23 protein-coding genes are annotated in these 26,221 nt (G+C 42.3%); 15 read left to right on the top strand and 8 right to left on the bottom strand.

The window, feature by feature from the left end:
• Window positions 1-42: 42 nt before the first annotated feature.
• The 4 genes from mqnE to LNTAR_RS25395 form a co-directional block, all read right to left on the bottom strand.
• Window positions 43-1,122: an aminofutalosine synthase MqnE gene (gene mqnE, locus LNTAR_RS08125; protein ID WP_007278197.1), complete on the bottom strand. Its 1,080-nt coding sequence runs from the start codon at window positions 1,120-1,122 to the stop codon at window positions 43-45.
• A gap of 22 nt (window positions 1,123-1,144) precedes the next feature.
• Window positions 1,145-1,918: a hypothetical protein gene (locus tag LNTAR_RS08120; protein ID WP_040914481.1), complete on the bottom strand. Its 774-nt coding sequence runs from the start codon at window positions 1,916-1,918 to the stop codon at window positions 1,145-1,147.
• Between the two features lie 21 nt (window positions 1,919-1,939).
• Window positions 1,940-2,530, bottom strand: a complete 591-nt coding sequence (locus LNTAR_RS08115; RefSeq protein WP_007278194.1) for a prepilin-type N-terminal cleavage/methylation domain-containing protein — start codon at window positions 2,528-2,530, stop codon at window positions 1,940-1,942.
• A gap of 229 nt (window positions 2,531-2,759) precedes the next feature.
• A complete protein-coding gene (locus tag LNTAR_RS25395; RefSeq protein ID WP_007278193.1) occupies window positions 2,760-4,946 on the bottom strand; it encodes a DUF1559 domain-containing protein in 2,187 nt (728 codons plus the stop codon).
• A gap of 522 nt (window positions 4,947-5,468) precedes the next feature.
• Between LNTAR_RS25395 and dprA the strand changes: the two genes are divergently transcribed.
• From dprA to LNTAR_RS08090, 4 genes are read left to right on the top strand one after another with little or no spacing between them, the layout of a single operon-like run.
• A complete protein-coding gene (dprA, locus tag LNTAR_RS08105) occupies window positions 5,469-6,611 on the top strand; it encodes a DNA-processing protein DprA (RefSeq protein ID WP_007278191.1) in 1,143 nt (380 codons plus the stop codon).
• Complete coding sequence (gene topA, locus LNTAR_RS25390) at window positions 6,604-9,297, top strand: type I DNA topoisomerase (protein ID WP_007278190.1); 2,694 nt, start codon at window positions 6,604-6,606, stop codon at window positions 9,295-9,297. Before dprA ends, topA begins: the two co-directional genes overlap by 8 nt.
• Before the next feature lie 17 nt (window positions 9,298-9,314).
• The gene (locus LNTAR_RS08095) at window positions 9,315-10,493 is read left to right on the top strand and encodes a D-alanyl-D-alanine carboxypeptidase (RefSeq protein WP_007278189.1); all 1,179 of its coding nucleotides are present in this window, start codon (window positions 9,315-9,317) and stop codon (window positions 10,491-10,493) included.
• The gene (locus LNTAR_RS08090) at window positions 10,468-11,871 is read left to right on the top strand and encodes an MATE family efflux transporter (protein ID WP_007278188.1); all 1,404 of its coding nucleotides are present in this window, start codon (window positions 10,468-10,470) and stop codon (window positions 11,869-11,871) included. Before LNTAR_RS08095 ends, LNTAR_RS08090 begins: the two co-directional genes overlap by 26 nt.
• A gap of 19 nt (window positions 11,872-11,890) precedes the next feature.
• Here the strand turns inward: LNTAR_RS08090 and hmpA are convergent, their stop codons facing one another.
• Window positions 11,891-13,042 (bottom strand): NO-inducible flavohemoprotein, encoded by a 1,152-nt coding sequence (hmpA, locus tag LNTAR_RS08085; protein WP_007278187.1) that lies wholly within the window; start codon window positions 13,040-13,042, stop codon window positions 11,891-11,893.
• 123 nt (window positions 13,043-13,165) lie between these two features.
• On the opposite strand from hmpA, the gene LNTAR_RS08080 reads away from it, so the two are divergent.
• Together LNTAR_RS08080 and LNTAR_RS08075 are read left to right on the top strand one after the other, a co-directional pair.
• A complete protein-coding gene (locus LNTAR_RS08080) occupies window positions 13,166-13,564 on the top strand; it encodes an RrF2 family transcriptional regulator (RefSeq protein ID WP_007278186.1) in 399 nt (132 codons plus the stop codon).
• The gene (locus LNTAR_RS08075) at window positions 13,536-14,147 is read left to right on the top strand and encodes a hypothetical protein (protein WP_007278185.1); all 612 of its coding nucleotides are present in this window, start codon (window positions 13,536-13,538) and stop codon (window positions 14,145-14,147) included. The genes LNTAR_RS08080 and LNTAR_RS08075 overlap by 29 nt, the downstream gene beginning before the upstream one ends.
• On the opposite strand, the gene LNTAR_RS08070 is transcribed toward LNTAR_RS08075, so the two are convergent.
• The gene (locus LNTAR_RS08070; RefSeq protein WP_157473391.1) at window positions 14,148-14,495 is read right to left on the bottom strand and encodes an STAS domain-containing protein; all 348 of its coding nucleotides are present in this window, start codon (window positions 14,493-14,495) and stop codon (window positions 14,148-14,150) included.
• 176 nt (window positions 14,496-14,671) lie between these two features.
• Here LNTAR_RS08070 and LNTAR_RS08065 point away from each other — a divergent pair, with 176 nt between their 5' ends.
• The 3 genes from LNTAR_RS08065 to LNTAR_RS08055 are packed head-to-tail and all read left to right on the top strand — an operon-like array spanning window position 14,672 to window position 18,103.
• Window positions 14,672-15,397, top strand: coding sequence for a succinate dehydrogenase cytochrome b subunit (locus tag LNTAR_RS08065; protein ID WP_007278183.1), 726 nt, complete (start codon window positions 14,672-14,674; stop codon window positions 15,395-15,397).
• A gap of 1 nt (window position 15,398) precedes the next feature.
• Complete coding sequence (locus LNTAR_RS08060) at window positions 15,399-17,333, top strand: fumarate reductase/succinate dehydrogenase flavoprotein subunit (protein WP_007278182.1); 1,935 nt, start codon at window positions 15,399-15,401, stop codon at window positions 17,331-17,333.
• Window positions 17,333-18,103: a succinate dehydrogenase/fumarate reductase iron-sulfur subunit gene (locus LNTAR_RS08055; protein ID WP_007278181.1), complete on the top strand. Its 771-nt coding sequence runs from the start codon at window positions 17,333-17,335 to the stop codon at window positions 18,101-18,103. Before LNTAR_RS08060 ends, LNTAR_RS08055 begins: the two co-directional genes overlap by 1 nt.
• 230 nt (window positions 18,104-18,333) lie before the next feature.
• On the opposite strand, the gene LNTAR_RS08050 is transcribed toward LNTAR_RS08055, so the two are convergent.
• Both LNTAR_RS08050 and rsgA read right to left on the bottom strand, forming a co-directional pair.
• Window positions 18,334-20,178, bottom strand: coding sequence for a DUF2062 domain-containing protein (locus tag LNTAR_RS08050; RefSeq protein ID WP_007278180.1), 1,845 nt, complete (start codon window positions 20,176-20,178; stop codon window positions 18,334-18,336).
• A 13-nt stretch (window positions 20,179-20,191) separates the two neighbouring features.
• The gene (rsgA, locus tag LNTAR_RS08045) at window positions 20,192-21,394 is read right to left on the bottom strand and encodes a ribosome small subunit-dependent GTPase A (protein WP_007278179.1); all 1,203 of its coding nucleotides are present in this window, start codon (window positions 21,392-21,394) and stop codon (window positions 20,192-20,194) included.
• A gap of 66 nt (window positions 21,395-21,460) precedes the next feature.
• Between rsgA and LNTAR_RS08040 the strand changes: the two genes are divergently transcribed.
• From LNTAR_RS08040 to LNTAR_RS27935, 6 genes are all read left to right on the top strand, one after another.
• On the top strand, window positions 21,461-22,174 hold the full coding sequence (locus tag LNTAR_RS08040) for a zinc metallopeptidase (RefSeq protein WP_007278178.1): 714 nt from the start codon (window positions 21,461-21,463) through the stop codon (window positions 22,172-22,174).
• 77 nt (window positions 22,175-22,251) lie between these two features.
• Window positions 22,252-23,100 (top strand): UDP-3-O-acyl-N-acetylglucosamine deacetylase, encoded by an 849-nt coding sequence (gene lpxC / locus LNTAR_RS08035; RefSeq protein ID WP_040914478.1) that lies wholly within the window; start codon window positions 22,252-22,254, stop codon window positions 23,098-23,100.
• Between the two features lie 2 nt (window positions 23,101-23,102).
• Window positions 23,103-24,032 (top strand): ApeI family dehydratase, encoded by a 930-nt coding sequence (locus LNTAR_RS25385; protein ID WP_007278176.1) that lies wholly within the window; start codon window positions 23,103-23,105, stop codon window positions 24,030-24,032.
• 1 nt (window position 24,033) lies between these two features.
• Window positions 24,034-24,819 carry an acyl-ACP--UDP-N-acetylglucosamine O-acyltransferase gene (gene lpxA, locus LNTAR_RS08025; RefSeq protein WP_007278175.1) on the top strand — a complete coding sequence of 262 codons (786 nt, stop codon included), beginning with the start codon at window positions 24,034-24,036 and terminating at the stop codon, window positions 24,817-24,819.
• A 9-nt stretch (window positions 24,820-24,828) separates the two neighbouring features.
• Window positions 24,829-25,725 carry a glycosyltransferase family protein gene (locus LNTAR_RS08020; RefSeq protein ID WP_007278174.1) on the top strand — a complete coding sequence of 299 codons (897 nt, stop codon included), beginning with the start codon at window positions 24,829-24,831 and terminating at the stop codon, window positions 25,723-25,725.
• Complete coding sequence (locus LNTAR_RS27935; protein ID WP_007278173.1) at window positions 25,725-26,213, top strand: CYTH domain-containing protein; 489 nt, start codon at window positions 25,725-25,727, stop codon at window positions 26,211-26,213. Before LNTAR_RS08020 ends, LNTAR_RS27935 begins: the two co-directional genes overlap by 1 nt.
• The last annotated feature ends 8 nt before the right edge of the window (window positions 26,214-26,221 follow it).

Raw genomic sequence — 26,221 nt, 5'->3', positions numbered from 1 at the left:
AAGCCTAGGAGAGGTCGACTTAGGACAAAACTGTAAATAAACTTATATTTCTTCGTAAACTGAGTTTCTTTCCACCGCTTTAAAGCCGTGTTCAGCTATTCTTGAACATAAATAATCTCGACTTAAAGCAGGGTTCTCAATGGATCCCGCCATGGAATAAATCTTTGTACTATCATCTACAGTGCCATCCATATCATCCACGCCATAGTCCAAAGCTTTAAAAGCTTCTTCCACGCCAAGCATAACCCAATAGGCTTTTAGATGGGGAATATTATCCAAAAAGATCCTCGCAACAGCAAAGTTTCGCATATCTTCATCTAAGCTAACTTCTTTTAAGTTACTCATACTATTATTTTCATTGCGATAACGCAGGGGAATAAAAGAATTAAAACCGCCCGTTTCATCCTGCAATTGACGTAATCGAGACATATGATCCACTCGGTGTGAATAATCTTCTATATGTCCATAAAGCATGGTAGCATTCGATGACAAGCCAACTCGATGTGCCTCCCCATGAACTTCCAACCATCTATCCGCTGGCGCCTTACCACCTGCAATTTTTCGACGTATCGATGAGTCAAAGATCTCTGCACCACCACCCGGCAAGGAGTCTAGGCCAGCATTTCTTAGTCGAGTCAGAGTTTCTTTTACACTCAACTTACTCAGTTTTGCCATCCAAGTAACTTCTACTGCAGTGAAAGCTTTGACATGAATTTCGGGACGTTCGCGCTTGATAAAACTTACTAATTCTTCACCAAAGTCGACGCCGCGATCGGGATGGACACCACCAGTAATATGCACTTCTGTCAAGCTGCCTACTGGGTACTTATCCAACTGCTCTTTAAGTTCTTCAGTACCATAATCCCAAGCGCCTTCCTCTTCTGTTGCTTTTGGCTTACGGGCAAAACTACAAAACTTACAGGCATAAACACATTTATTAGTTGGCTCGAAGTGAATATTACGATTATAAAAAGTTTTATCTTGGTGTTTTTCACTGCGTATTTGATGAGCGAACTTTTGCAGAGTCGCCAAATCACCATCTTCATAAAGGCACACGGCCTCTACTTCGCTTATTCTTTCCTGCCTTTCGACTTTACCATAAATCTCTTGAATCTTACTCACCAAAAAAACCTAACTTTTATTCTCATTCATATCTTTCACAAAGCGACAAATACTTACACGACTCACATAATGCCATATTTTTTGTGAATGGAAAATCATTTTCGTCATTATTCAATAAGCTTCTTGTTTTTAGAATCATTTCTCGCACATCAAACAGTCTTGACAAATCAACTTTATTCTCAGACATATAGCAATTATCTTCTCTAATAAATAAATTCCAAAATTGAATTTTTGCTAAATCACTCCCATACAGTTTATAAAATGCCAAAGCCTCCAAAGCAATCGCCTCTTGATCAAGACCACCATACTGAAGACGAAGAATATTTAATTCACCTTTAATTCGCCAGGCCAATGAAACAAACAGATCAACCGTCACACCATCTGTATCAAACTGTAAAAATTCATTTTTGTGTAAACACATCTCCATTGGCGATAGCCATTTGAACTGATCTAGGCTCAATAAAGACTCTAGCAAGCGACCAATTCGTGGGTACAGTCGATCTTTAATTGGCTCGCGATCCTGCTCGGGGTAAGACATAAGTTCTCGTGAAATAGTACTATCTAAAGCCTTATTCACTATAGAACTTCTGCGACCTTCGCAAAACACCAGTGGAATGATTTTTTGAACACAAGACGCAAATATTTCTTCGCAAGTCTTTTCGTGCCGCCGCTGATAGAGCTTCTTAGAAAAAAAGTCCCTATCCTCGTCAAAGGCATAGAGACTTTCTAAATAATGATACTTGTAACGACGAGGACAAGCTTCATACATGCGCTTGCGCGCCAAAGACCACCTCATTTCCTCCTACACACTCCCTTCTTATTTTAAATGACTGGAAATTATACCAACTTCTTGTGCCTCTTTACCCCCGTATGGACCATTAGAATCATCACTAAACTGCCATTCAGAAGAAACCCAATCAGCTTTTAGGTCACCATCGATTTGATCAAAAGTCCCAACAGAATAAATTATAAAACTATTAGTTGCTGTGTTATATGAGTACCCGTAAGGAGTCCCCCATGGATCCGACACCACAGTAGCAGTAGCCCCATCAGCGTCATAATCAGGGTTATCCACATCATATCCTTGTTCATTAAATTTAATAAACATAGCTCGCTTACCCGTCCAGTTGTTGTCTAAAGTATTATCCGCCGCTATTTTTGAAAGCCACTCACCAAAATTAAACTCATCATTAACATCGGCTCCATTAGCCAATGGATACTGACCCCAACGGTCATAATACATTTCTACTGCCGCTGTTAATTGGGCTATTTGACTTTTTGCACTAGCTATCTCCGATTTCCCCGTTGCCACTGTAAATACAGCTGTGCCAATCCCAAAGAGAATGGCAATAATCCCGAGCACCATCATCATCTCAATTAAAGTAAAAGCTTTCTTTATTCTTTTCATAATTTCTCCAAAATTCTAAATCATTTACTTAATGTATATCCAATTTTAATTTCTTTATATTGATCAAACGTCAAACAACCTAGCAAAAACCTACAATCCATCTAAAAAATTCACAAAATACATTAAGCACAAACATCTATAAAACTTTAAGGACTACAAATACAAAAGAGCCTTTTCTAATGAAAAGGCTCTTATGATCAAATACTCTGTTATATTGAGAAAGAAAATCTCAGTTCAAAGCCTCCAGCTCAGCTTGTGCTGCTTCAATCTTTTTAAGAATATTTTTAGCTTTGTTTTTCTTACCATTTTTTACAAATTTCTGATGCTTAGTTGTCCACTCTTCTATTTTTTCCTCTAACTCCGCTATTTCCGCTGAGTTATCTGCTTCGCTCGAAGTTGAGTTAGGGTTGGTATTGCCATTATTACCTTGGGCATTTTCAGCATTATTATTTTCTAAGCTGTTACCCGGAGCATCTTGGTCACCATTACCAAAACCGTTATTTTGATTTTGAGTGTTCCCATTACGGCACATTTTTTCTGTTTCTTCTGCCTCAAGCACAGCCTCTTCAGCAGCTTCGACATCTTCAGCAGCTTCTGCAGCAGCCTCAGCAGCGGCCTCAGCAGCGATTACTGCGGTCTCAGCTTTTGCGGCTGCCTCAGCAGCAGCTTCTGCAGCGGCATTCGCATCAGTAGTTGCAGTTATGAGAGCTTCTTTTGCTTCTTGAACTTGTTTCTCAAGCTCTGCTACATCTTCCTCTGTCGCAACAACCTCAAAAGTTGCCAAGACAACTAAATCCTGCATATCGTAATAAGATTTACTTTTATTAGTCGTACCTAATTCCATCAGGAAAATGACTTGATCTGCACCAATTGTTACATAACCATCTTTATCGATATAATCACTTAAAAATGTTTTAACTGAATCTTGACCATTATAGCCACCAACTGAAGTCGCTTTGTCGCCATCTCTGTAAACCATTAAGTTATCTTTTCCTTGAAGGTTGGATGAGTCATAATATGAACTTCTACCGTTAACTGCAATAGTTAAGCCGGTCTCAACATCTAAGTCTATAGCCAAACCTTCCACACCAACGACGTGTCTTGTGTGAGCATCCCCACCTTCATCTTCCCACTTATAGGTTTCATTACCAACTGTGATATCTGAATAGATAGAATTTGAAGAAAAACCTGAGCCAATGAGCTCCAAGGTAACTGTAACATCTGTATTAACTGTAACGACACTACCTTTATTATCATCTGGCAGAGTTACGTTCTGGCTATCGTAACCTTGCGGTCCATTTTCTAAAGCTTCTTTAGCTTGTTCAAGGGCCTCTTCCTTCCTAGCAGCTTCTTCAGCAACTTCTTTAGCGTCATTTGCAGCTTCTTCGGCTTCTTCTCTTGCAGCCTCTTCAGCAGCTTCAGCAGCTTCAGCAGCTTCTTCGGCTTCTTGAGCATCTTCTAAGGCTTCATCGGCTTCATCAGAGGCTTCAACTAATTCATCTTCACGAGCTTCTAGTTCTTCTTGAGCTTCTTCTAATGCATTATCGTCAGCTTCTTCTTCCTCGTTTGAGGCGTTATCATCAGCTTCTTCTTCCTCGTTTGAGGCGTTATCATCAGCTTCTTCTTCCTCGTTTGAGGCATTATCATCAGCTTCTTCTTCCTCGTTTGAGGCGTCATCATCAGCTTCTTCTTCCTCGTTTGAGGCATTATCATCAGCTTCTTCTTCCTCATTTGAGGCGTTATCATCAGCTTCTTCTTGCTCGTTAGAGGCATTGTCATCAGCTTCTTCTTCCTCGCTTGAGGCGTTGTCATCAGCTTCTGAGGCGTTGTCCGGAGTATCTAGGAGAGCAAGGTCTGAAAATGTCCCTCTTTTTAATGTTTGAGCAATACCTGATTTACTATTTCCAGAACCGTGAAAATAAACAATATTCCTATTACCATGGTGATTTCCATCATCTTTATCAAATGCAACTAATTTCATTGACGCCAGTTGAACTTCTTCACTACTAGCTAATTCATTACCACTAGTAACAAGTCCATTACTTAAATGATCAATAGGAACATAAGAATAAGAAGTATAACCATCTAAACCATCTATGCCTCTTGCTAGAAGTTCATTGGATTCATCTCCAGGACAAATAAACGTTTCCAAGTCGCTCTCAGAGATATACTCACTAGCGAAAGTGAAATCATTTAATAATAAAATATCACCGGCAGGAGCCTTACGATGATCTTTTCTATAAGCTTCGTATATAGCTTGGATTTGTTTGAGGTTATTTAAACAGGTTGTTTTTCTTCCAGCTTCACGAACTGAGCTACTTGCACTCATGATCAGTGAAGACAGAATCGCCACAACTGCGCAAACTACAATGACTTCTACAATCGAGAAGCTTTTGCTTTTTATCAGCGTCTTCATAAGGACTCTCCTTAATATTATATATAATTTATTTTAATTTTTATCAAAATATGCTTAAATGCATATTAAAACCTAAAACATCTAAAACTCAGACTCAAGAGCACTGAAGGCTTTTTATTAGTTTTTTTTAACATTTTTTTAATTTTTTGGCTAAAGCCAATGAATTGAAATGCGCATTTCATTTTTTTACGCACTTTATTCATTATATGTTATTAATTAAAAATTTATAAAAAAATCCTAAGTGGCGTAAGCATATTCACTTTGAATAATCAAAATATAGTTATTTAATCCAGAAATCCGTTTACTAATTTTTAGGTACTTTTGTAGATAACTCATTATTAATATTTTATAACTTTTATTCAAGAACGTTCGCAATTCTTTTGAAAGTGAATTACTAAGAAAATTCCACTAATGTAGGTCATGGGTCTAGGCAATAGATTACTGAATCAGTTTTGTTCATCAAAAAATTGACTTCTCGAACTTTGTAACACTCTTTATAAGTACGAAACTCGGAGGAAAGTTATGAACAGTGAAATCATACATGATGTTTGCCTGAATATGTTACCTGGCGTTGGACCGCGTACATATAATAAACTGGTCAAAAAGTTTAAAAAATCTGAAAATATTTTCAAGGCTTCAAGAAAGGAGCTACTTAAATGCCCAGGCATTGGGCCGCGAGTTGCCGAAGAGATCCTTAATCATGAAAGAAATTATGATCCTCGAGAAGAACTCGAACGGGCACGCTTGGCCGATATTAAAATCATCAACCGCCAAGACCCACTCTACCCCGAAAGCCTTAGGAACATTTACGATGCACCTATTATCCTCTATATAAGAGGCAATGCGCATTTGTTAAAAAACTACGACCGCAACATAGCGATAGTCGGAACACGGCGCCCGACAAACTATGGCCTTCAGATGACAGAAGCCCTTGCTACAGAAGCAAGCTATGCTTCGTGGACAATTATCTCTGGACTTGCAGTTGGCATAGACTCCAAAGCTCATCACACTGCTGTTCAACTCAAGAGACCGACAATTGCCATTCTTGGCGGTGGAATTGGTAAAATCTACCCAAAAGACAACTTAAAATTAGCTCGAGATATTTGTGATCATGGGGCGCTCGTGAGTGAATACCCCATCTTATTTCCACCCGACAGAAGGACCTTCCCCATGCGCAATCGAATTATCGCCGCTCTTTCACGCTCAGTACTTGTGGTCGAAGCGGGATTAAATAGCGGCTCTCTGATCACCGCTAACCAAGCCTTGGAATATGGGCGTTCCGTTTTCGCCCTTCCAGGACGGGTCGACATCCCGCAATCACGAGGATGTCATCAACTTTTAAAACAAGGTGCCATCCTCACAGAGAGTTTTAAAGATATTTATGAAGAATTTAATCTTGAGCTTGGCTCCAATAGGAAAAGCGCGAAAAAAGAACAAACAGAAAAGCAAGAGAATCGTGAGTTCGACTTGCAATTAGACGAAAACGAGCGAAGAATTATGGAAATTTTAAAATCCGGTGAACTGCATGTGGACAAAATTTGTGAATTATCTGAGTTAAATGTTGGTCAAGTCTTAGCCACCCTGCTAGGTTTAGAGACACACAAACTTATCAGACTACTTCCCGGAAAAAAGTACGAACTTACAAATCGAAGGCAATATGAGTAAAAAAAATTTAGTAATTGTGGAATCGCCTGCAAAAGCGAAAACAATTGAAAAAATTCTAGGTAAAGATTTTGAAGTAAAAGCATCTTTCGGTCATGTACGTGATTTACCTCAACGAAAATTAGGTGTCGACCCAGACAACGATTTTGAGCCTGAATATCAGGTAAGTGCCGATAAAAAGAAAGTTATCGCCGAATTAAAAAGCTCCGCAAAAAATTGCGAAAACATTTACCTCGCTCCGGACCCGGACCGCGAAGGAGAGGCCATTGCTTGGCACCTCTATGAAATACTCAAGAAGCAGAGTAAAGCCGAATTTAAACGAGTTACTTTTAACGAGATTACTAAATCAGCCATCAAAAGCGCTTTTGACAAAGCTCACGATGTGGACATGCATCGTGTTGACGCTCAACAAGCCCGCCGAATCCTCGACCGACTTGTTGGCTACAAAGTCAGTCCCTTATTATGGAAAAGAAACGCCCGTAGTGCAGGACGTGTTCAGACAGTTGCCCTTCGTCTTATTTGCGAACGTGAAAAAGCTATTCGTGCCTTCACCCCAGAAGAATACTGGAGCTTGCAGGCCGAACTCAAGAATCAGGCAGCAGATGCCCAATCCTTTATTTCTAAGCTCGATAAAATTGACGGTAAAAAACCTCACATCCCCAACGAAGAGACTTCAAGTAAAATCGTTGGCGAATTAGAGGGCAGCCAATTCAGAGTTAAAGATATAGAATCTAAAGATCGCAAAAAACGCCCTGCACCTCCCTTTATTACAAGTACGCTGCAGCAGGCTGCAAGTTCAAACTTGCGTTTCAGCCCGAGTAGAACGATGTCTTTGGCACAGAAGCTTTATGAAGGTCGCGATCTCGGCAGTGAAGGAACGGCGGGTTTAATCACTTATATGAGAACAGACTCTGTTGCCATTGCTAAAGAAGCCCAAAATGCGGCTATCGACTTTGTTAACCATATTTATGGTAGTGAGTTTTCGCCTGATAAACCGAACTTCTACAAATCGAAAAACTCTGCTCAAGGTGGTCACGAAGCCATCCGTCCTACCGATGTCACTCGCACACCGAAAAAAATGGCTCCTTACCTCAACGATGACGAGCTCAAGCTCTACACGCTCATTTGGAAGCGTTTTGTGGCCAGTCAAATGGTTCCTGCGCTCTATCGCCAAGACAGCATCACTTTCTTGCCTGAAAACATCGGAATGAGTCACGAATACCTCTTCAAGATCACTGGTTCCGTATTAATCTTTGATGGTTTCATGAAAGTATACAATTTTTCCGATGATGGCAGTCAAGATGGCGAAAGTAAAGACGTCATTTTACCCCAACTCAAAGAAGGTGAAATCTGCGATCTGCTGCAATTGATTCCTAAGCAACACTTCACTGAACCACCTCCCCGTTTCTCTGAAGCAACACTCGTCAAAGAATTAGAAGCTAACGGCGTTGGCCGTCCATCTACTTACGCATCAATCATTCGTACCATCCAAGATCGTGAATACGTTTTTAAAGATAAAGGCCGCCTCAATCCTTCTGATAAAGGTATGGAGAGCTGCGATTTCCTCATCACGACACTTCCTTCTTTATTTGAAGTGACATTTACGGCCCACATGGAAGAGCTCTTGGACAAAGTTGAACACGGTGACCTTGAGTGGACTAAGATGCTTGGCGACTTCTACTCAGGCTTCAAAGACTGGCTAGAAGATGCCAAGACCGCTGGCGCACCAGACAAGAGTATTTTTGCGGGTGTCATCGACATCATCCCACAAGATATCACCTATCAGCCTGTAACAGGCAAAGGTAAAAACGCTTTTAGTGACGAAGAATTTATTGGTTCTATTCGCGAAAGTCTCGAAGAAAACAAAGCTCTTTCTGAAAAACAATGGCAAACGCTTCTCAAAGTCTTACTGAGATATGACAACATCATGCCTGATCTCAAAGAAAAAGCAGCTGAACTCGGTTTCGACACTGAACTAAATGAAGTCATTGCAAAAGCTGAAGAAGAGAAAAAAATCAATGTCGATAGCAATGCTACTGAATTACTTGCACTCCTAGAAAACGTCACTTTTGAAGAACCACAGAAACCTGCTAAAGGCCGTCGTGCCTTCAACGAAGCAAATTTCTACAAATCTCTCAAAACTCAGAGCGAATCTGGACGTAACCTCAGTGTTAACCAAATTAATGCCCTCAAAAAGATGGTTCTGAAATATCAGAAACAAGTCGAGAATTTTGAAGCTAAAGCCGCGGAACTCAAACTCGAGATCCCAGAAGAAGCCGTCATCGACCCTGAAGAAAGCAAAGAAATCACTGCCCTTCTCAAAGCTCTCTCAAGCGTCACTGAATGGAATGCTCCAACAAAACGCGGTCGCATGACTTATGATGACAAAAGTTTCTACGAGTCTCTCTCCAGCAACTTCGCTAACAAAGGCTCTTTAACGCCGCGTCAATCAGCCGCACTCAAAAAGTGCGTCGGTCGTTACAAGGAAAAAATTCCTGCTGAATTATTCCCTGAAGGCTTAGCTGACGCTAAATCGGGTGGCGAAGAAAAGACGGATGTAAAATGCCCAAAATGTGATTCTCCCATCGTCAAAAAAGTTGGGAAACGCGGACCTTTTTACGCTTGCTCTGGCTTCCCTAAATGTAAGAACCTTGCCAATTCTTTAGATAAATTCACTGAAGAAAGCTAAATCCGCAAAGCTTTAGAATGCTGAGCTACTGCGTCACAAGTTTAGATGGGCGAGAAATCAAATCTCTCCGCCCATCTGCAGCTTTGATGCCGGCCTCCAATACCAAGCTTTTTACTTGTGCCTTAGCCTTAGAGTCCTTTGACCCTTACACCTCACCTGGAAATGACTTAGAACTTTTCATCGAGGACAAGTGCCTACAGCTCAATTTCCATGGCAACTTATTTTTCTCTGCTCGCTACCGTGAACCGCAATTTATCGATTCCGCCATCACACAGCTTGCTCAAGCAATCAAAGAAACGGGACAATCGCGGTTTAAATCACTACATTTGCATTGCGAAACTCCATTTTTAAAACCTCTTCCAGATTATCCCTGTGTTTCATTTATTTCCTTCAATGAAAACACCGTAGATGTCAGTGTTAAAAATGCTGAAGTCACCACATCCCCCGCTAGGCAAAGTAGTTTTGAACTCATTGCTGACACCAAAATCTCCAGTCAATCTCGCACAAATTCCAGTATTTTTTACAAGCCTCATGTCAATTCAGAAGATTACTGGAGGCTTGAAGGAAATAATTGGACTTATGAAATTCTTAAGGCTGAGCTTCATAAACATGGCATTCATATCGACACCCAATCAGACACCGCTTTGCGAAATCCGCAAAAACTACAGAGCTTCTCTTCACCAATCAGCACATTAGATTTAATCACCTCGAGCTTACGCTTTAGTGATAACTTTCGTGCCGAATTGCTTGCCCTCCATTTGCGAAGAATGCAAAAGACCGCAGACTTAAACTCTGGTTTCAATTCATTGAGAAAGTCAATTGACCTAAAGAAAAGTCTGTTAATGGACGGATCTGGACTAAGCCGCCTTAACCGCAGTTCAACTCGAGACATCTGCAAACTTTTGAGCCATATGCACCAATCAAAGCATCGTGAACTGTGGCATCGAGCCATGGCCTACGCAGGACAAGAAGGCACCCTCTCTAAGACCTCAAAAAACCTATTGCCTCAGAACCGCTTTTGGGGAAAAACCGGTACACTTCGTGATGCGCGAGCTTTAAGTGGCTATTACAGAAAGCAAAATGGTGAGATTGTCATTGTGTCTGTACTACAAAACCAAGCGAACTGTAGTAAGTTCAGCGAATCTGTAATAAAGCTTTTGCGGGAAATTGATGAAGAACAAACAAATACTAACTGAGGGATCAATCGTAAAGGCACTTGCCTCGATTGCCGTCCCCATGTTCATCATGATGTTCACGGCAATCTGTTTTTCTTGGCTCGATGCCTGGTATATCGCCAAATTGGGTGATGCTGAACTCACTGCCATCGACATTTCTTTTCCTCTCATCACTTTTTCAAGTTCCGTTATTTATGGTGGCTTAGGAACGGGAGTCAGTGCGGCCATTGCGGCCTACTCTAGTTCCGATAAACACGCTCACACCGCCACTGGTTTACGCTTAGGCATGTGGCTCGCCTTCTTTATTTCAGTTCTCATCACCTTGGTGGTCATTTTTGCTGGACGCCCCATCTTGGCGCAACAGCTCATCGACCACCCAGAAATTATTGAACTATCTTACACTTATTGTTTTTGGTATTTCCTGCCTTTCCCTATTATGGGTGTGGGAGCCGTGATCGCATCGGCCATGCGGGGTACTGGCAATGCCGTACGTCCGATGGTTTACAGCCTCATCTCTATGGTTCTCAACGCTGTGCTGACGCCACTTTTTTGTTATGAGTCGAGCGGTGCTTGGTATTCGTCACTTTTCTTAGATATGGGCATCAAGGGAGCGGCCTTATCGACTGTGGCTGCTTATAGTTTAATGACCCTTCTTTTAGTTCTTGATTTCTTTCATGAGCGCCAAGGGCTCAAAAAATGCACCTCGAAAATACAAAATGATGAAAAACAAGAAATCTTTAAACGAATTATTTCAACAAGTTGTATCGCGGCTTTAGTTCCAGCATGCACCAACTTCACCATAGGGATTTCACAAGCCATCTTAGCTAATTTAAGCCCCGCTACACTCGATGCGTACTCTCTATCAAAACGCTATGAGCAATTCCTGATCATGCTCGCTATCCCTGTGTGTGCTGCCAATATGATTATCATAAGCGCCAACTTAGGGCGAGATAACTACTCACGGATCAAAGAAAGCTTTATTCTTTCCTTCAAAGTACTCTTAACTATCAACTTAGTTCTGGGGCTCTTTATGTTTTTCAAAAGTGAGCTTTGGTTCCAAAGCTTTACTCAAAACAATGAAATTTTCACTGAGGGCTCTGAATACTTTAAGTATGCCATCTTGCACGTCATCTTCATCCCCCTCTGTATCATGATCAATTTTGCTTTTCAGGGCCTCTCAACTCCTGCCCGTCCCTTGCCCTTCACCCTAGGTTCCGTTTTTATTTTCCAGGGTGCTGCCTGCTACTTTCTTGTTCAGCACTTTCAAAACTCAAAGGAATTTTATCTCACCTTAGGCATTGGGACTTTCTTAGCCTTTTCATTTTGCTTCCTACTCTTTTTCAAAGATCTGAAGTCTATGCACATAAAAAAGGCCGGGGCTCTGAAGCCCCAGCCTTAATCAAGTGCTAAGTTTATACTTAGGAAAGTGTTCCACTAGGACCAAAGTATTCATAATGAATATTTTCATCTGCAACACCCCAAGATTTGAGGTCACTGCAAAGCGCTTTCATCATGCCAACTGGGCCACAAACATAGAAGTCCGTTTCCTTCACATTATTACTCGCTTTCTTTAAATCATCTATGCTGATTTTTTTACCTTCATCAGAGAAGCTTACTTCATAAGAAAAATTATCTTTTTCTGTTAAAGCTTTGACTTCATCTTCAAAGGCTAACTCATCTTTATTTTGAGTTCCGTGCAAAAAGCTAACTTCACGCGTCGATTCATTTTTGCTGAGCTGATTCAGCATACTGAGCATCGGCGTAATACCTACACCACCAGAGACGAGAACCACTGCCCCTTCACCTGGAGCAAGCTTAAATACACCATATGGTGCATTGAGTTCGACACAGTCGCCTTCGTTAATTTTATCGTGTAAGTGCGTTGAGAAATCACCGTCTTTTTTAACTGAAATTCTCAAGTATTTCCCACCCCAATTCGATAAAGAATAGTTTCTTACTGACTTCTGTTCTTCACCAAGATCAAGTTTCATGCTGATATATTGACCTGAGTCATATGAGATAATTGGCGTACCATCTTCGGCTTCAAAATAAAATGAGGTAATGCTTGCTGACTCTTTTACCTTTTTGATCACTTTAAATGACTTATAGCCATTCCATCCGCCTGCTTTCTCAGCCGTTTTTGCGTACTTCGCTTTTTCAGCTCCAATCAAAATCTCTGCGAGGAAGCCATACGCTTCTCCCCAAGCATTAGCAATCTCTGGAGTGACGGCATCGCCTAAAACTTCTGCGATCGCCGCAAGCAAACATTCTCCCACGATGGGGTAATGTTCGGGTTGAACATTCAATGATGCGTGACGTTCGGTGATTCCCTCTACCGCACCGCCTAATGCACCCAAATTATCAATGTTTAAAGCATAAGCAACAACGGCTCCTGCTAATGCTTTTTGTTGTAGGCCATCTCGTTGGTGACTCTGATTAAAAAATTCCTTAACCATCGGATAACGCTCAAACATGATCGGGTAAAATCTACTCGTTATTTTTTCAGCATTCTCACCTACTACAGGTGCTGTGGCTTTTACTATATCAATGGTTTCCTGTGAAAGTGCCATTATCATTTTTCCTTTGCTAAAATAGTGGTGTAAGCTTAAACATGAATATCTAAGTTAAGTTTAATATTAACATTGCATTTGATGACATTCAAATTATAGTTTTAAAAAATATAAAAGATTATAATGAGATTAAATTTAAAAACTGATTATGCCTTGCGCATCCTGCTTCATGCAGCAAAAAACAAAGAAAAGCTCATTACCTCAACTGAGGTTTCTGAACGCTACAACATCACACAAGCCAACGTCACCCAGATCGTCAATGCACTTAAGAAAAAAGGTTACCTCAACGTTAAACGCGGTCGTTACGGTGGTGGATTTACACTTTCTGATCCCCCAGAGGAAATGAGGATTGGTAATATTATTAAAGATATTGAGCCCGACTTGGATTTGGTGCAATGCTTTAACAATGAACGAAATACTTGCCCTGTCATCGATAGCTGTAAGCTTGCAGGATTAATGTACTCGGGACTTAATGCGTTTTTGGAGAAAATGAATGAACAAACTCTCGCTGATATTATTTAGTACTGCCCTATTTTTTTCCTGTGTTAATAAGCCCGAAGTTGAAGACTTAGGTTCAGACGCACTCCTCCTAAAGCAAGATGCTCTCAAAATCGTCTACCATAAAACGGAGGGTAGCTACATAGGCAAAGCCATCTTTGATGATGAACTCGCCTTCGATTATCTACAAGAAAGCTTCCCCAGTACTGCACAAAACTTCCGCTCACGTAATGGCTCCGATATTCACGATAAGGAATCGATCATTTCGCGAACCTTCCTTCCGCATCCTAGCCTTAACGTCAACCGCTCATTTGCCCTAAAAGAAAATGCATTAGAATTAAATTGGCGCTTTAAGAATACTTCCGAAAAAGCCATTACAGGGAAATTTCAAATCAACATGAAAATTGATAAAAATGCCAAAGTTCGCGGCAAGAATGACGGCACTGAAATCACCCTTTACAATGGTTTAAAACTTAACTTCATACACGGCAGTCATCTCAGCTTCACTCCAAGCACGGAGGGCTTAAAGATCTCAGACAGGCAATACCGACGCATCAAGCCCCTGCATAGAGACTCGGAAAAAATCATTATTAAATTTTCTAAATAATTATTTCTTTTCGGCAGCGAGTTCAGCGCTACTTTTATTGATCCCAATAGGAAACTGCTCATTTAAACGAAATAATTTAAGACGAGACAGAGTTTCATCAGAGCAGCCAATCACCATAAACTGACAGCCGCGATCTTCGCAAACTTTAAATAAATATTTTATGTAGCCAAAAGCTGCACTGCATAATGACCCTGCATTAAAGAGATCCAAAGTCATTTGCTCCCACTCACCAAAGGCATCAAAACCAACGGCAAGTTCTTGCTGTAAAGCTTGCAGTTCACTAAGGCCTAAATCACCTTCAAGCTGTATAAAAAAAATCTTATTATCTACAAGTACCATTGATCGCATGTTGCCTAATTATTATTTAGTGAAATAAATGTATACTTGCGGACAAAAAAAAACAGGTTACTTGCGTAAGTTTAAGCTTGTTTTTTTACGATTTCGGTACTTTTTCGTATTGTAAATAGTTTGCTATGACACATATTTGACCGCGACTTAAAATGAATTAAAAAAAGAGAAAAAAAATGAGCAAATGCAAGTGCAGATTTATCTCATCCACCATTGGGATGAAAGTCCTCATGGCTGCTACGGGCCTCCTTCTCACAGGCTTCTTAGTAACACACCTTGCCGGTAATTTCCTGCTTCTCCCCTCAATTGGCGGCCCCGAAGCTTTCAATGAATACGCTTATAAACTGACTTCCTTAGGCCCCGTTTTGTGGGCCGCAGAATTCGGATTACTCGCCTTATTCGTAACTCACATTTTTTGCGCTATCCGCACAAAGATGATCAGTTCTGCCGCTCGTGGTTCAGATTACGTTGTGCGCAAAACACATGGCGAAAGTAATCTTTCTTCACGCTTCATGGTTCACACAGGGGGTATCATATTTGTATTCCTAATTGTACACCTAGTAACATTTAAATTTGGTACTGATTACGCGCTAGAGCCAACTGCGGCAGCACCGGCTACTCGAGATCTCTACAGAACAGTTGTTGAATTATTCGGCAACAAGCTTTATTCGGCTTATTACATAGTTTCTATGATTCTTCTTGGCTTCCACTTAAAGCACGGCTTTCAGAGCGCTTTCCAAACTCTCGGTCTTAACCATCCGCGCTACACCCCACTGGTAAAGAAAACATCTTTAGCTCTAGCACTAATTTTTGCTATTGGTTACTTAATCTTCCCCATCTACTTCGGTTTCATCAATCCAGTAGATTGTTCGTTAACAGAATGCTGCCCAGGAGAACACTAATATGAAACTCAACGGAAATGTACCTGAAGGCGATCTAAAGACACTTTGGGAACAACACAAATTCAATATGAAGTTGGTCAACCCCGCCAATCGCCGTAAATTCAAAGCAATCGTAGTTGGTTCTGGCTTAGCTGGTTCATCTGCAGCTGCTTCATTAGCAGAGATGGGCTACAATGTTGATTGCTTCTGTATACAAGATAGCCCACGCCGAGCACACTCTATTGCAGCTCAAGGCGGCATCAACTCCTCCAAATCATATCCAAATGATGGCGACAGTATTTACAGACTTTTCTACGACACAGTAAAAGGTGGTGATTACCGCGCTCGTGAAGCCAATGTCCACCGCTTAGCTGAAGTATCTGGCAATATCATCAACCAATGTGTCGCTCAAGGTGTACCATTCGCTCGCGAATACTCCGGCTACCTCGCCAATCGTTCATTCGGTGGTGCTCAAGTATCGCGTACTTTCTATGCTAAGGGTCAAACTGGACAACAACTGCTACTTGGTGCTTACAGTGCTCTAAGTCGTCAGATCAAATCCGGTCAAGTTACCATGCACACTCGTACAGAAATGCTTGATCTAGTCATGGTCGAGGGCAAAGCTAAAGGCATTATCACTCGTAACCTTCACACAGGAAGTATTGATCGTCACGCTGCTGACGTAGTTCTATTATGTACTGGTGGATATGGCAATGTTTTCTTCCTTTCTACAAATGCAATGGGCTCAAACGTGACGGCTGCTTGGCGTGCACACAAACGCGGCGCTTACTTTGCCAACCCGTGTTACACACAGATTCACCCAACTTGCATCCCTGTACATGGTGAAAATCAATCAAAACTTACCCTTATGTCTGAGTCACTTCGTAATGACGGTCGAGTATGGGTTCCACGCAAAAAAGAAGATGTAGCTGCCATTCGCAAAGGCACTAAAACTGCAAAAGATATTGCTGATGCCGATCGTTACTACTACTTAGAAGAGCGCTACCCCGCTTTCGGTAACCTTGTACCACGAGATGTTGCTTCACGTGGGGCCAAACTAGAATGTGATAACGGCTTAGGTGTAAATGACACTGGCGAAGCCGTATTCTTAGACTTCAGCGCGGCAATTGAAAGAGACGGCTATGAAGCCATTAAAGCTCGATATGGAAATCTATTCGATATGTACCAATGCATCACAGCTGACTCACCATACGATGTTCCCATGAAGATCTACCCCGCAATTCACTATACAATGGGTGGCCTTTGGGTCGACTACAACCTCATGTCTAACCTTGATGGACTTTTCGTTCTCGGTGAAGCCAACTTCTCTGATCATGGCGCTAACCGCCTAGGTGCATCAGCACTCATGCAGGGGCTATCTGACGGCTACTTCGTTGCACCTTACACAGTCTCTAACTACCTCGGTTCCAATAAGCAAGAAACAGTTAGTACTGATATGCCTGAATTCGAAGCTGCAGAAAATGCTGTAAAAGAAACCAACCAAAAACTCCTCGATATCAATGGCAAGCAATCTGTGGATGATATTCACAAGCGCTTGGGTAAAATGATGTGGGAATATTGTGGTATGGCTCGTGACAAAAATGGCCTCGAAAAACTCGTTAAAGATACTTCAGAACTTCGCAAAGAATTCTGGTCCGACGTTTCAGTTGTTGGTGAAAATGCTGATTTAAACATCACACTAGAAAAAGCTGGCCGCGTAGCTGACTTCCTTGAACTCGGGGAACTCATGGGTCGCGATGCCCTAGCTCGTGAAGAATCTTGTGGCGGCCATTTCCGCGAAGAATCACAAACCGAAGATAATGAAGCTAAGCGCGATGATGAAAACTTCCAGCATGTAGCAGCTTGGGAATTTAAAGGCGTCGACAATGAGCCTGAACGCCATATCGAAGAACTCGAATTCAAACACTGCATACCATCACAAAGGAGTTACAAATAATGAGCTCTAACGGAACACTACTTAACCTAACCCTCAAAATCTGGCGTCAAAAATCTCGCTCGGAGAAAGGTTACATTGAAACGCACGAAATGAAGGGCATTTCTACTGAGATCTCTTTTCTCGAGATGCTTGACACACTAAACGATAAACTCGAACGCTCTGGCAAAGCTCCTGTTGTATTCGACCACGACTGTCGCGAAGGTATTTGCGGCATGTGCTCACTATTCATCAATGGTCAGCCTCACGGTCCTGCAAAAGCAACAACGACTTGTCAGCTTCACATGCGTGAGTTCAGCGATGGACAAACTATCTTTATTGAGCCCTGGCGCTCGGCTGCTTTCCCAGTTGTTCGTGACTTAAGAGTTGATCGCTCTTCATTTGATCGCATCATACAATCTGGTGGTTACACTTCTATCAAGACGGGTTCAGCTCCTGATGCTCATGCAATACCCGTACCCAAAGAAAATGCGGACCTCGCAATGGATGCCGCAACTTGCATCGGTTGTGGCGCTTGTGTAGCAGCATGTAAAAATGCTTCTGCTAGCCTCTTTACTTCAGCTAAAGTATCACAACTCGCACTTCTCCCACAAGGCCAAGTTGAGCGTACTGAACGCGCCCTCAACATGGTAGCTCAAATGGACGAAGAAGGTTTTGGTCACTGCACAAACGAAAGTGAGTGTGAAGCGGCCTGCCCGAAAGAAATTTCAGTTGAAAACATTGCTCGCATGAACCGCGAGTACTTGAGAGCCTCTGCTATTTCTCGTAAGTAAAAAGCTTTTTACTTAGTTCAAAAAATCCTCGGTCTTTACCGGGGATTTTTTTTTGTACCTATATTAGTCTACTTAAGCCTCTGAAAGGCTAGATTCGTGTTCATCCCCTAATGTTAGTCACAAAACAACTACCATTGACATCAGCAACTCTTAACAGTGACTTATAAGGTACGCAATAAAGGCTTGAAACAGAACCGCTTCAAGCCTTTTGAAATCAGATTTACTGAATCTTATTTGCCGAATAAACCCTTGAGTTTACCATCGAGTTTTTCTTTAGCTTTTTCGATTTTCTCGTCAGCTTTTTTACGGACTTTTTCTTCCGCTTTCTTTTTCTCTTCGTCAATCTTTTGTTTCGCAAGCTTTTTGCCCGATTCAACTAAAGCCTTTTGAACTCGCTCCATCAAGAGATCATAGTCTATCTTAAGCTTTGGCTTATCCCAAGACCCTAAGAACTCACCCTTAACATCCAGTGACTCCATGGCATTGAGCACCATCTCCGCATCCTCTTCCTTGAGACCTAAGACCTTCTTGCCAGGACGAACATCCACATTGAGATTTCTCAATTTCAACATAAAGGGCAAATTGATCTCTTTCGCAGAGAAAGTGCCTTCTAAGTCAAAACTCATGTCGCCATCGCGAAGAATCGCTGCCGTATCTTCACCGAAGTCGATATCCTCTTTACGCTTTAAGTCAGTAACTTTAACTTTCAGACTATTTTGAGCATTCAACTGATGCACATTCAAAGTCGAATTCGCTTCAATATTCTTGCCATCACCCAAGTTTACTAAAACGGGCTTACCCACAATCACGGGGTGGCTACTCATATCAGATATTTCCATCGTGTACGAACGCGAGTCCGTTTTTATATTGCTCACACTCGTTTGCTTCACATGCCAAGCGGCAACATTTTGATAGAGCTCACGAGCTCGCAGATTGAGGAAGCCGAGTTTTTCTGCCTTCTTACGCAAGTCTTCTTTCGTAATTTTTACAGGTTTATTTTCGGCTTTAGCCTCAGCACTCTGTTCCTTATTCTTTAAATACTCTTTGACCTTGTCGTAAAATCGCTTGTACTCTTCTGCCTTGTTGAGATAAGTATTTAAGTCGAACTCACCTTCCTTATCTTTTTCCTGCTCTTTGGGTGGCTCTTCTTCTTTTTTAGATTTCGAATCATAGTCTTTCCCAGGACTTGCACGCACCATACCAAACTCCACTATGTCAACTTTCAGGAGTTCAACAACCGCACGGCTACGAAGCAAATCTGACATCTGTAAGTCTAAGGCTATATCTTTAATTTGTACACTATTTTTACTTAAGTCAGAGCTATCCGTGACTTCTAAACCTTGGATAGTCAAACTACCTTGGCCCATAGAAAATTTGAGGTCCGCAATGTTAACTTCAGCACCATTCGCTCTCGTCAACTGCTTTTCGAGCTGAGACTTCATAATACTTTCCATGAGGAAGAATTCAGCTGCAAAAACAACTAGCCCGACGACAATCACAAGGCCAAGACCCATGGGACGAAAGAAGGGGTGTTTTTTATCTTCTTGATCTTCTTGGCTCGGCAGTTTCCCTCCAAAAGCCACAAACAAAAGAATTTTAACCCACAACTTATCATTGAGTTCCTGCATTCTGTCACTTGCTTCGAGTTTAAACATGCGCTCGCGAAGTGATACGACTGTCTTGCCAAGAAACAAACCTATGGCTCCACCGACAATGATGCCCAAGGGAACACCGCCCACTAAGCAGTAACTATCTAAACCGACCCAAGCAATCACAGCTGTATTATGCAAACTTGTAAACAAACCCTGTAAACTTGAAATCAATACGTAACCAATCTCGAAAGTCAGAGTCGACAATCCGTAACAAGCCAAAGTACCCGCTAAGAGCCCCATCAGCATGAAGCCAAAATTGGCATTGAGTAACAAGACTAAAAACAACATTAAAAATTGCGCGAGGTTAAAGCCAGGGATCAAACCCCAAATCATACCTAACATAAAGCCCAACATGATTTCACGCGTTGTGGCACCACCACGCAAAATTTTTCCTATCTTCCTTAATAATTTTAAAGTAAACATTTCCTATCCTTTTTTATGTTTCACTTTTGGGTAAAGTATCCAAAATTCTTAAATAACTATCGTAACGACGTTCATATATATCACCATTGTCCAGAGCATCTAAAACTACACAGCCCACTTCGTGAATGTGTTGGCAGTTGCTAAATTTACAACTTTCTAAACCATCAAACTCTGGAAAATAAAACTTCAGTTCATCCTTACTTATTTCCATTAAATTAAACTCTCTGAAACCCGGCGTGTCAATTATATAGAGGTCATCGTCTTCTAAATAGTGAAAAGTCGACATCACTGTGGTGTGCCTACCGCGACCACCAGCCTTTTCTCGAGTCTCCTGAGTTTTGATATCTAAATCTGGGCTAATCGCATTGAGCAAAGATGATTTACCCACACCACTCGTTCCGACAAATACAGATTTTTTCCCTTTCAAAAAGAGCTTTAAATCATCAATCCCTTGCTCATCATGGGCTGAGACCTCAAAAATACTCACGCCGAGTTGGCGGTAGTAATCCAATTCCTTGAGGACTTGCTCTTTATCTTCGACTTCCAAATCCATCTTGTTCAAACACAAGACAAACTCGGCACCACTCTGACGAGCCCCTATGAGTACACGATCAATAAAAAAGGGATTAAAAACGGGACTATCAAGTGAAGACACCATGCAAACGTAATCAATATTCACCGCAATCACACGCTCAATTTTGGGTCGCAATGGATCGGGTCGCGAAAAAATACTCTTACGCTTGGCGATACGCTCCACCAGTGCGCTACCATCATCTTTCATAGAGTAGTAGACTTCTTCGCCAACTGAAACGCCTGTTTTTTGCAACATCGCTAATTCGGATTTAAGAAAAAAGGTGATTTCTCCATGCGCACCTCGCAAAATCCCACCGCCACGAGAAATACTTTTTACGACGCCCTCAAAGAGTTCACGTTCACTTTCTTTCTCGAGGGTGTTCATTGAGTCAGCTAATTCCATGGCTTTCCGAGTCCAGTCCTCTAAGGCATCTGGCTTTTGCTTAGCCATCCTCGAAGCCTTCTTCCCCGAGTGGTCGCGCCCCCTCTCTAAATTGCGCTTCCAATCTCCTCGATCGCTCTTCTTCATTTTATGCGCTTTTCGCAAACGCGCCGCAGAACTAAGGATCTCCATTTTCTGTTCTTCGCTTAGATTTTCGAAGCGCTCAGCATGATTTTGTTTTTGCTTTTTCTTTTTTGCCATATTCTTCTTTTGGTATTAATTATAAATTAAAATAAATTGCTAAATTTTAAACTCAAGGAGATTAACGTGATCTTTACACCTTTAGCTGTCTTCGCTTTCGACATGACTTACATCCTTTTCTTTTTCTTACCCGCCTTAGCTCTTTCCCTTTTTGCCTCTTGGCACACAAAATCAACCTTCAACCGCTATAAAGAAGTTCCTGGCAGCAAAGGCCTCACTGGCGCGCAAGCCGCCAATGAAATGTTGCGTCGCAACGGCGTAAATAATTGCACAATAGAAATCACCCAAGGTTTCTTATCTGATCACTATGACCCAAGGTCGAGAACTTTGCGTTTATCTCCAGATGTTTATAATGGTCGTTCATTATCAGCTATTGGTGTCGCCTGTCACGAAGCAGGCCACGCCCTGCAACACGCTCAGGCCTACGCTTTTTTAAATATGCGCTCTGCCATGTGCCCTTTAGTCGGCATCGGCAATCAAGTGGGAAATATATGTTTAATAGCAGGGCTATTTTTGAGCTCACGCCCCTTCATGCTCATTGGTATTATTGGTTTGGCACTAGCATTTCTATTCACAGTTGTCACTCTCCCAGTTGAATGGGACGCTTCAGCTCGCGCCAAAAAAGCGATGATGACTGCGGGCTTATTAGCTCCGCGCGAAGTAGATGGTGCCGGCAAAGTGCTTAATGCGGCCTTCTTAACTTACTTAGCATCTGCCATTTCTGCACTGATGACGCTAATTTATTATGTCCTGCGCTATATGGGCTCAAACCGCGACTAATTTTTCTCGCTCTGCCGTGAAATAAAGGCAAGTTCTCGTATATTGGGCGATGATAAAATTATAATTTGGATCGCACTTTGAACCCAGACAAACAACACACAATTGAAAAGTCGGTTTCCTTCACGGGAATCTCCCTTCACACAGGGCATCGTGCAAGGCTGACTTTTCAACCTGCACCCGCGAACACGGGCATTATCTTTCGCCGCATGGATCTACCGGGTCAACCTGGTGTCCTCGCTGTGGGCACTAATGCCACAGATGTTGAACGCGCCACAACTTTGAAAGATGGCGACGCCGTCGTTCATACAGTTGAGCACGTTTTGGCCGCACTCATGAGTCGTAGCATCGATAATGTCTATGTAGAAATGGATAGGCCTGAGCCCCCCATTGCTGATGGCAGCTCATTACCCTTTTTAAAAATCCTCAAAGAAGCTGGCGCAGTTGAACAGGATGCCGAAAGAGAGTATTTCACCGTTGATGAAGTCCAAACTCTTGAAATGGACCACGCCCTCATCACCGTCGTTCCCGACGATAAATTCCGCATCTCATGCACAGTGAAATACGATCAATCCGTGCTCGACACCCAGTACCTCAGTATGGAAGTCACACAAGACTCCTTCGAGAAAGATTTGTCCGAAGCTAGAACTTTCTGTTCATACTTTGAACTCGAATACCTCATGAATGCGGGCCTCATTAAAGGTGGTAGCCTCGATAATGCTACCGTTATTCATGGCGGAACCATTTACTCTAAAGATGGCTTGCGCTATGACGACGAATTTGTGCGTCACAAAATGCTCGATATCGTTGGAGACTTCTCTTTACTCGGCAAGCCTTTAAAAGCTCATATCATTGCCGTAAAACCTGGCCACCCATCTAACGTGACCATGGTTCAACAAATGCTTAAACTTACATCAGGATCAAAATAACAATGTCAAAAATCATTTCTTACCCCGAACTCTTCGACCTCATCCCCCAACGTTTTCCTGCGCTCTTAGTTGACCGCATCGAAGTCGGTGAAGAAACGGGTAAATACCGTGCCCTCAAAAACGTCACTGTAAACGAACATTATTTTGTGGGTCACTTCCCCAATAACCCCATCATGCCTGGTGTATTGCAATTAGCCGCCGTATCGCAAGTTGCGAGTGCTGCTTTCAAACTTGAAGGCGGCAAAGGAACTCCTTGGGTTAGAAAAATCAATAAAATGCGTTTCAAAAACCCTGTCCTCCCAGGCGATCAACTCATTATCGAGCTCAGTATTTCAGAAGTAAGTGAAAAATCTGCCGAACTCAGTGCTACCGCAAAAAATGGTCACGGCAAAGTTTGCAGCATTGTTACTTTGACTCTCGGCACACTTGAATGCACGCCATTCGAGCCGACAACGCTCATCCCAGAGCCCCTTCCTGAATTCGCAGAGTACAAAGAAAAAGTCATGGATACAAATGCGATCTCCGCAAGTATCCCTCACCGCTTTCCTTTCCAGTTTATCGACAATGTCATTCACATGGAAGATATGCATATCGTCGGCGAGAAACTCGTCAGTATTAACGAACCTTATTCTCAGAACTACATTCCCCCTTCACCCGTTTTGCCTATTTCTGTTCTCACTGAAACTTGCGCGCAACTCGGCTGTGTTTACATGTTAGCACAACCTGAGAACAAAAACAAAATCGGGCTCTTCGTCTCTATTGAAGATGCCGAATTCTTCCGCCCAGCTGTTCCTGGCGACCTCCTCACAATCGACTTCAAACTCGATTTCCTCAAGTCTCGCCTTGGTCGCGGTATTTGTAAAGTTTATTGTGGTTCTGAACCCTTAGCTGAACTCGCAATGGCTTTTGCTCTTGTTGAAAAGGAAGCGTAAAATGGCTTCGAACATCCATCCCCAAGCCTTTGTTCATCCCAATGCGAAAGTGGGTGACAACTGCGAAATCGGCCCTTTTTGCACGATTAGTGAACACGCAGAGATTGGCGATAACTGCTACCTACAATCTCACGTCGTCATTGATGGTCGTACCAAAATTGGCGACAATTGCAAAATTTACGCTTTCGCATCGATTGGCTCACAATCACAGGACTTAAAATTCAAAGAAGGCAATATCACTTATACTGAAGTTGGCTCCAACACAATTATCCGCGAATACGTGACGATTCACTCGGGCACTGATGATGGAACGATTACAAAAGTGGGTTCAAACTGCGCTCTTCTCGCTCTGTCTCACGTTGGTCACAACACCATCGTCGGCGATCATGTGGTCCTCAGTCACAACGCAACTTTAGCAGGTCACGTAACTGTATCAGATCACGCTAATATCGGTGGTCTCTCAGCCGTTCACCAATTCTGTAATGTTGGTAAAAACGCCATGATTGCTGGAATGGCTCGTGTGATCCAAGACGTTTTACCTTACACTATTTGCGAGGGAGCTCCCGGATCTTGCCGCATTGTCAATAAAATTGGCATGGACCGCGCCGGATACAGCAAAGACGAAATTCGCAATGCTAATGAAGCCTTTAAAATTCTTTTCAAAAGAGGCAACACACTTGAGCAAGCGATCACTTTACTCAAAGAGGAATTTTCAGATAGTCCCGTTATCGACAACATTGTCAACTTTTGTGAAAAATCTGAACGCGGCTTAGCTCGCCCAAAATAAGGATAATCTATGACTAAAACTCTCGTTATCTTAGCTGCAGGAATGGGATCGCGCTATGGCGGACTCAAGCAGCTTGATCAACTCGGCCCTTCTGACGAAGCTATCCTCGAGTACTCCGTCTACGATGCTCTACGAGCTGGTTTCAATAAAATCATCTTCATTATCCGCCGTGACTTTGCTGATGAATTCAAAGAGCTCATTGGCCCCAAATTCAATGACCTCGCTGAAATCGTTTACTGCTACCAAGAGCTCGACCACCTCCCTACTGGTTTCGAATGCCCGGAAGGTCGCGAAAAGCCCTGGGGTACAGGTCACGCCTTGCTATCGACAATCGACACCATCAAGAATCCTTTCCTCATCATCAATGCAGATGACTTTTATGGTTTAGAGAGTTTTAAGTTGGCATCGACAATGATTGATTCATGGGAAGATTCCGAAGAAGAAAAATGTGGCATTGTCACTTTTGAACTCGCTCAAACTCTGTCTCAAAATGGCACAGTCTCACGCGGCGTTTGCAAGAAGTCTTCTAAAAATACTTTGAGCGACATCACCGAAACTCATGGTCTTGTTCAAAAAGGCGATAAAATTGTTGACGAAGATGGCAATGAATTCGATGCCAAAACTCCGGTTTCAATGAATATGTGGTGCATGAGCGCATCAATGCTGGCCCATTATGAAGCGGCTTTCATCGAGTTCCTCAGCGCTCAGCTCAACACTCCAAAATCTGAATTCTACATCCCTTCTGTGATTGACGAACTTATCAAAAACAAGCAAGCTGACTGCGATATAATCGAGAGTCCATGCAAATGGTTTGGTGTTACTTACAAAGAGGACAAACAAGATGTGATCGACGCTTTGCAAGAAGCGGTAGATCAGCACATCTACCCTCCAAGCCTCCATATTTAATGTCTATTGAAATTGAAAAGAAGTTCCTCGTCCAAGGGCAACCTTGGCTAGAGGCTCCTTTTCAGCTTTTGCGTCAAGGCTACATAGCTAAAGAAGGCAAAGCCACTGTTCGTGTGCGAACTTCACAAAACCAAGCTTGGTTAACTATTAAGGGCCAAACTCCAGAAAATAGTTTTTCTCGTCTCGAATGTGAGTATTCAATCCCATTAGACGACGCAAACCTCATGCTCACAGAGCTTGCCACGTCCACTATCATCAGCAAAAAGCGCTACACTTTAGAACACCAAGGGTTCGAATGGACGATTGATGTTTTTGATGGTGATAATCAAGGTCTCGTACTCGCCGAAATTGAGCTCCCCTCAGAAGAAACCGAGTTCCCCCTCCCGACCTGGGCTTACCGCGAAGTCACTTTTGATCACCGCTTTGCGAACTCCGCACTCTCGAAATTCCCTTGGCCCCATTTCTCCGAGGAATTCACTCGTGAATAACCGCCTCG

It is taken from the genome of Lentisphaera araneosa HTCC2155 (assembly GCF_000170755.1).
Lineage (GTDB): Bacteria > Verrucomicrobiota > Lentisphaeria > Lentisphaerales > Lentisphaeraceae > Lentisphaera > Lentisphaera araneosa.
Note: the sequence above shows the minus strand (reverse complement) of the source record. Positions and strands in the feature narration are given on the sequence as shown.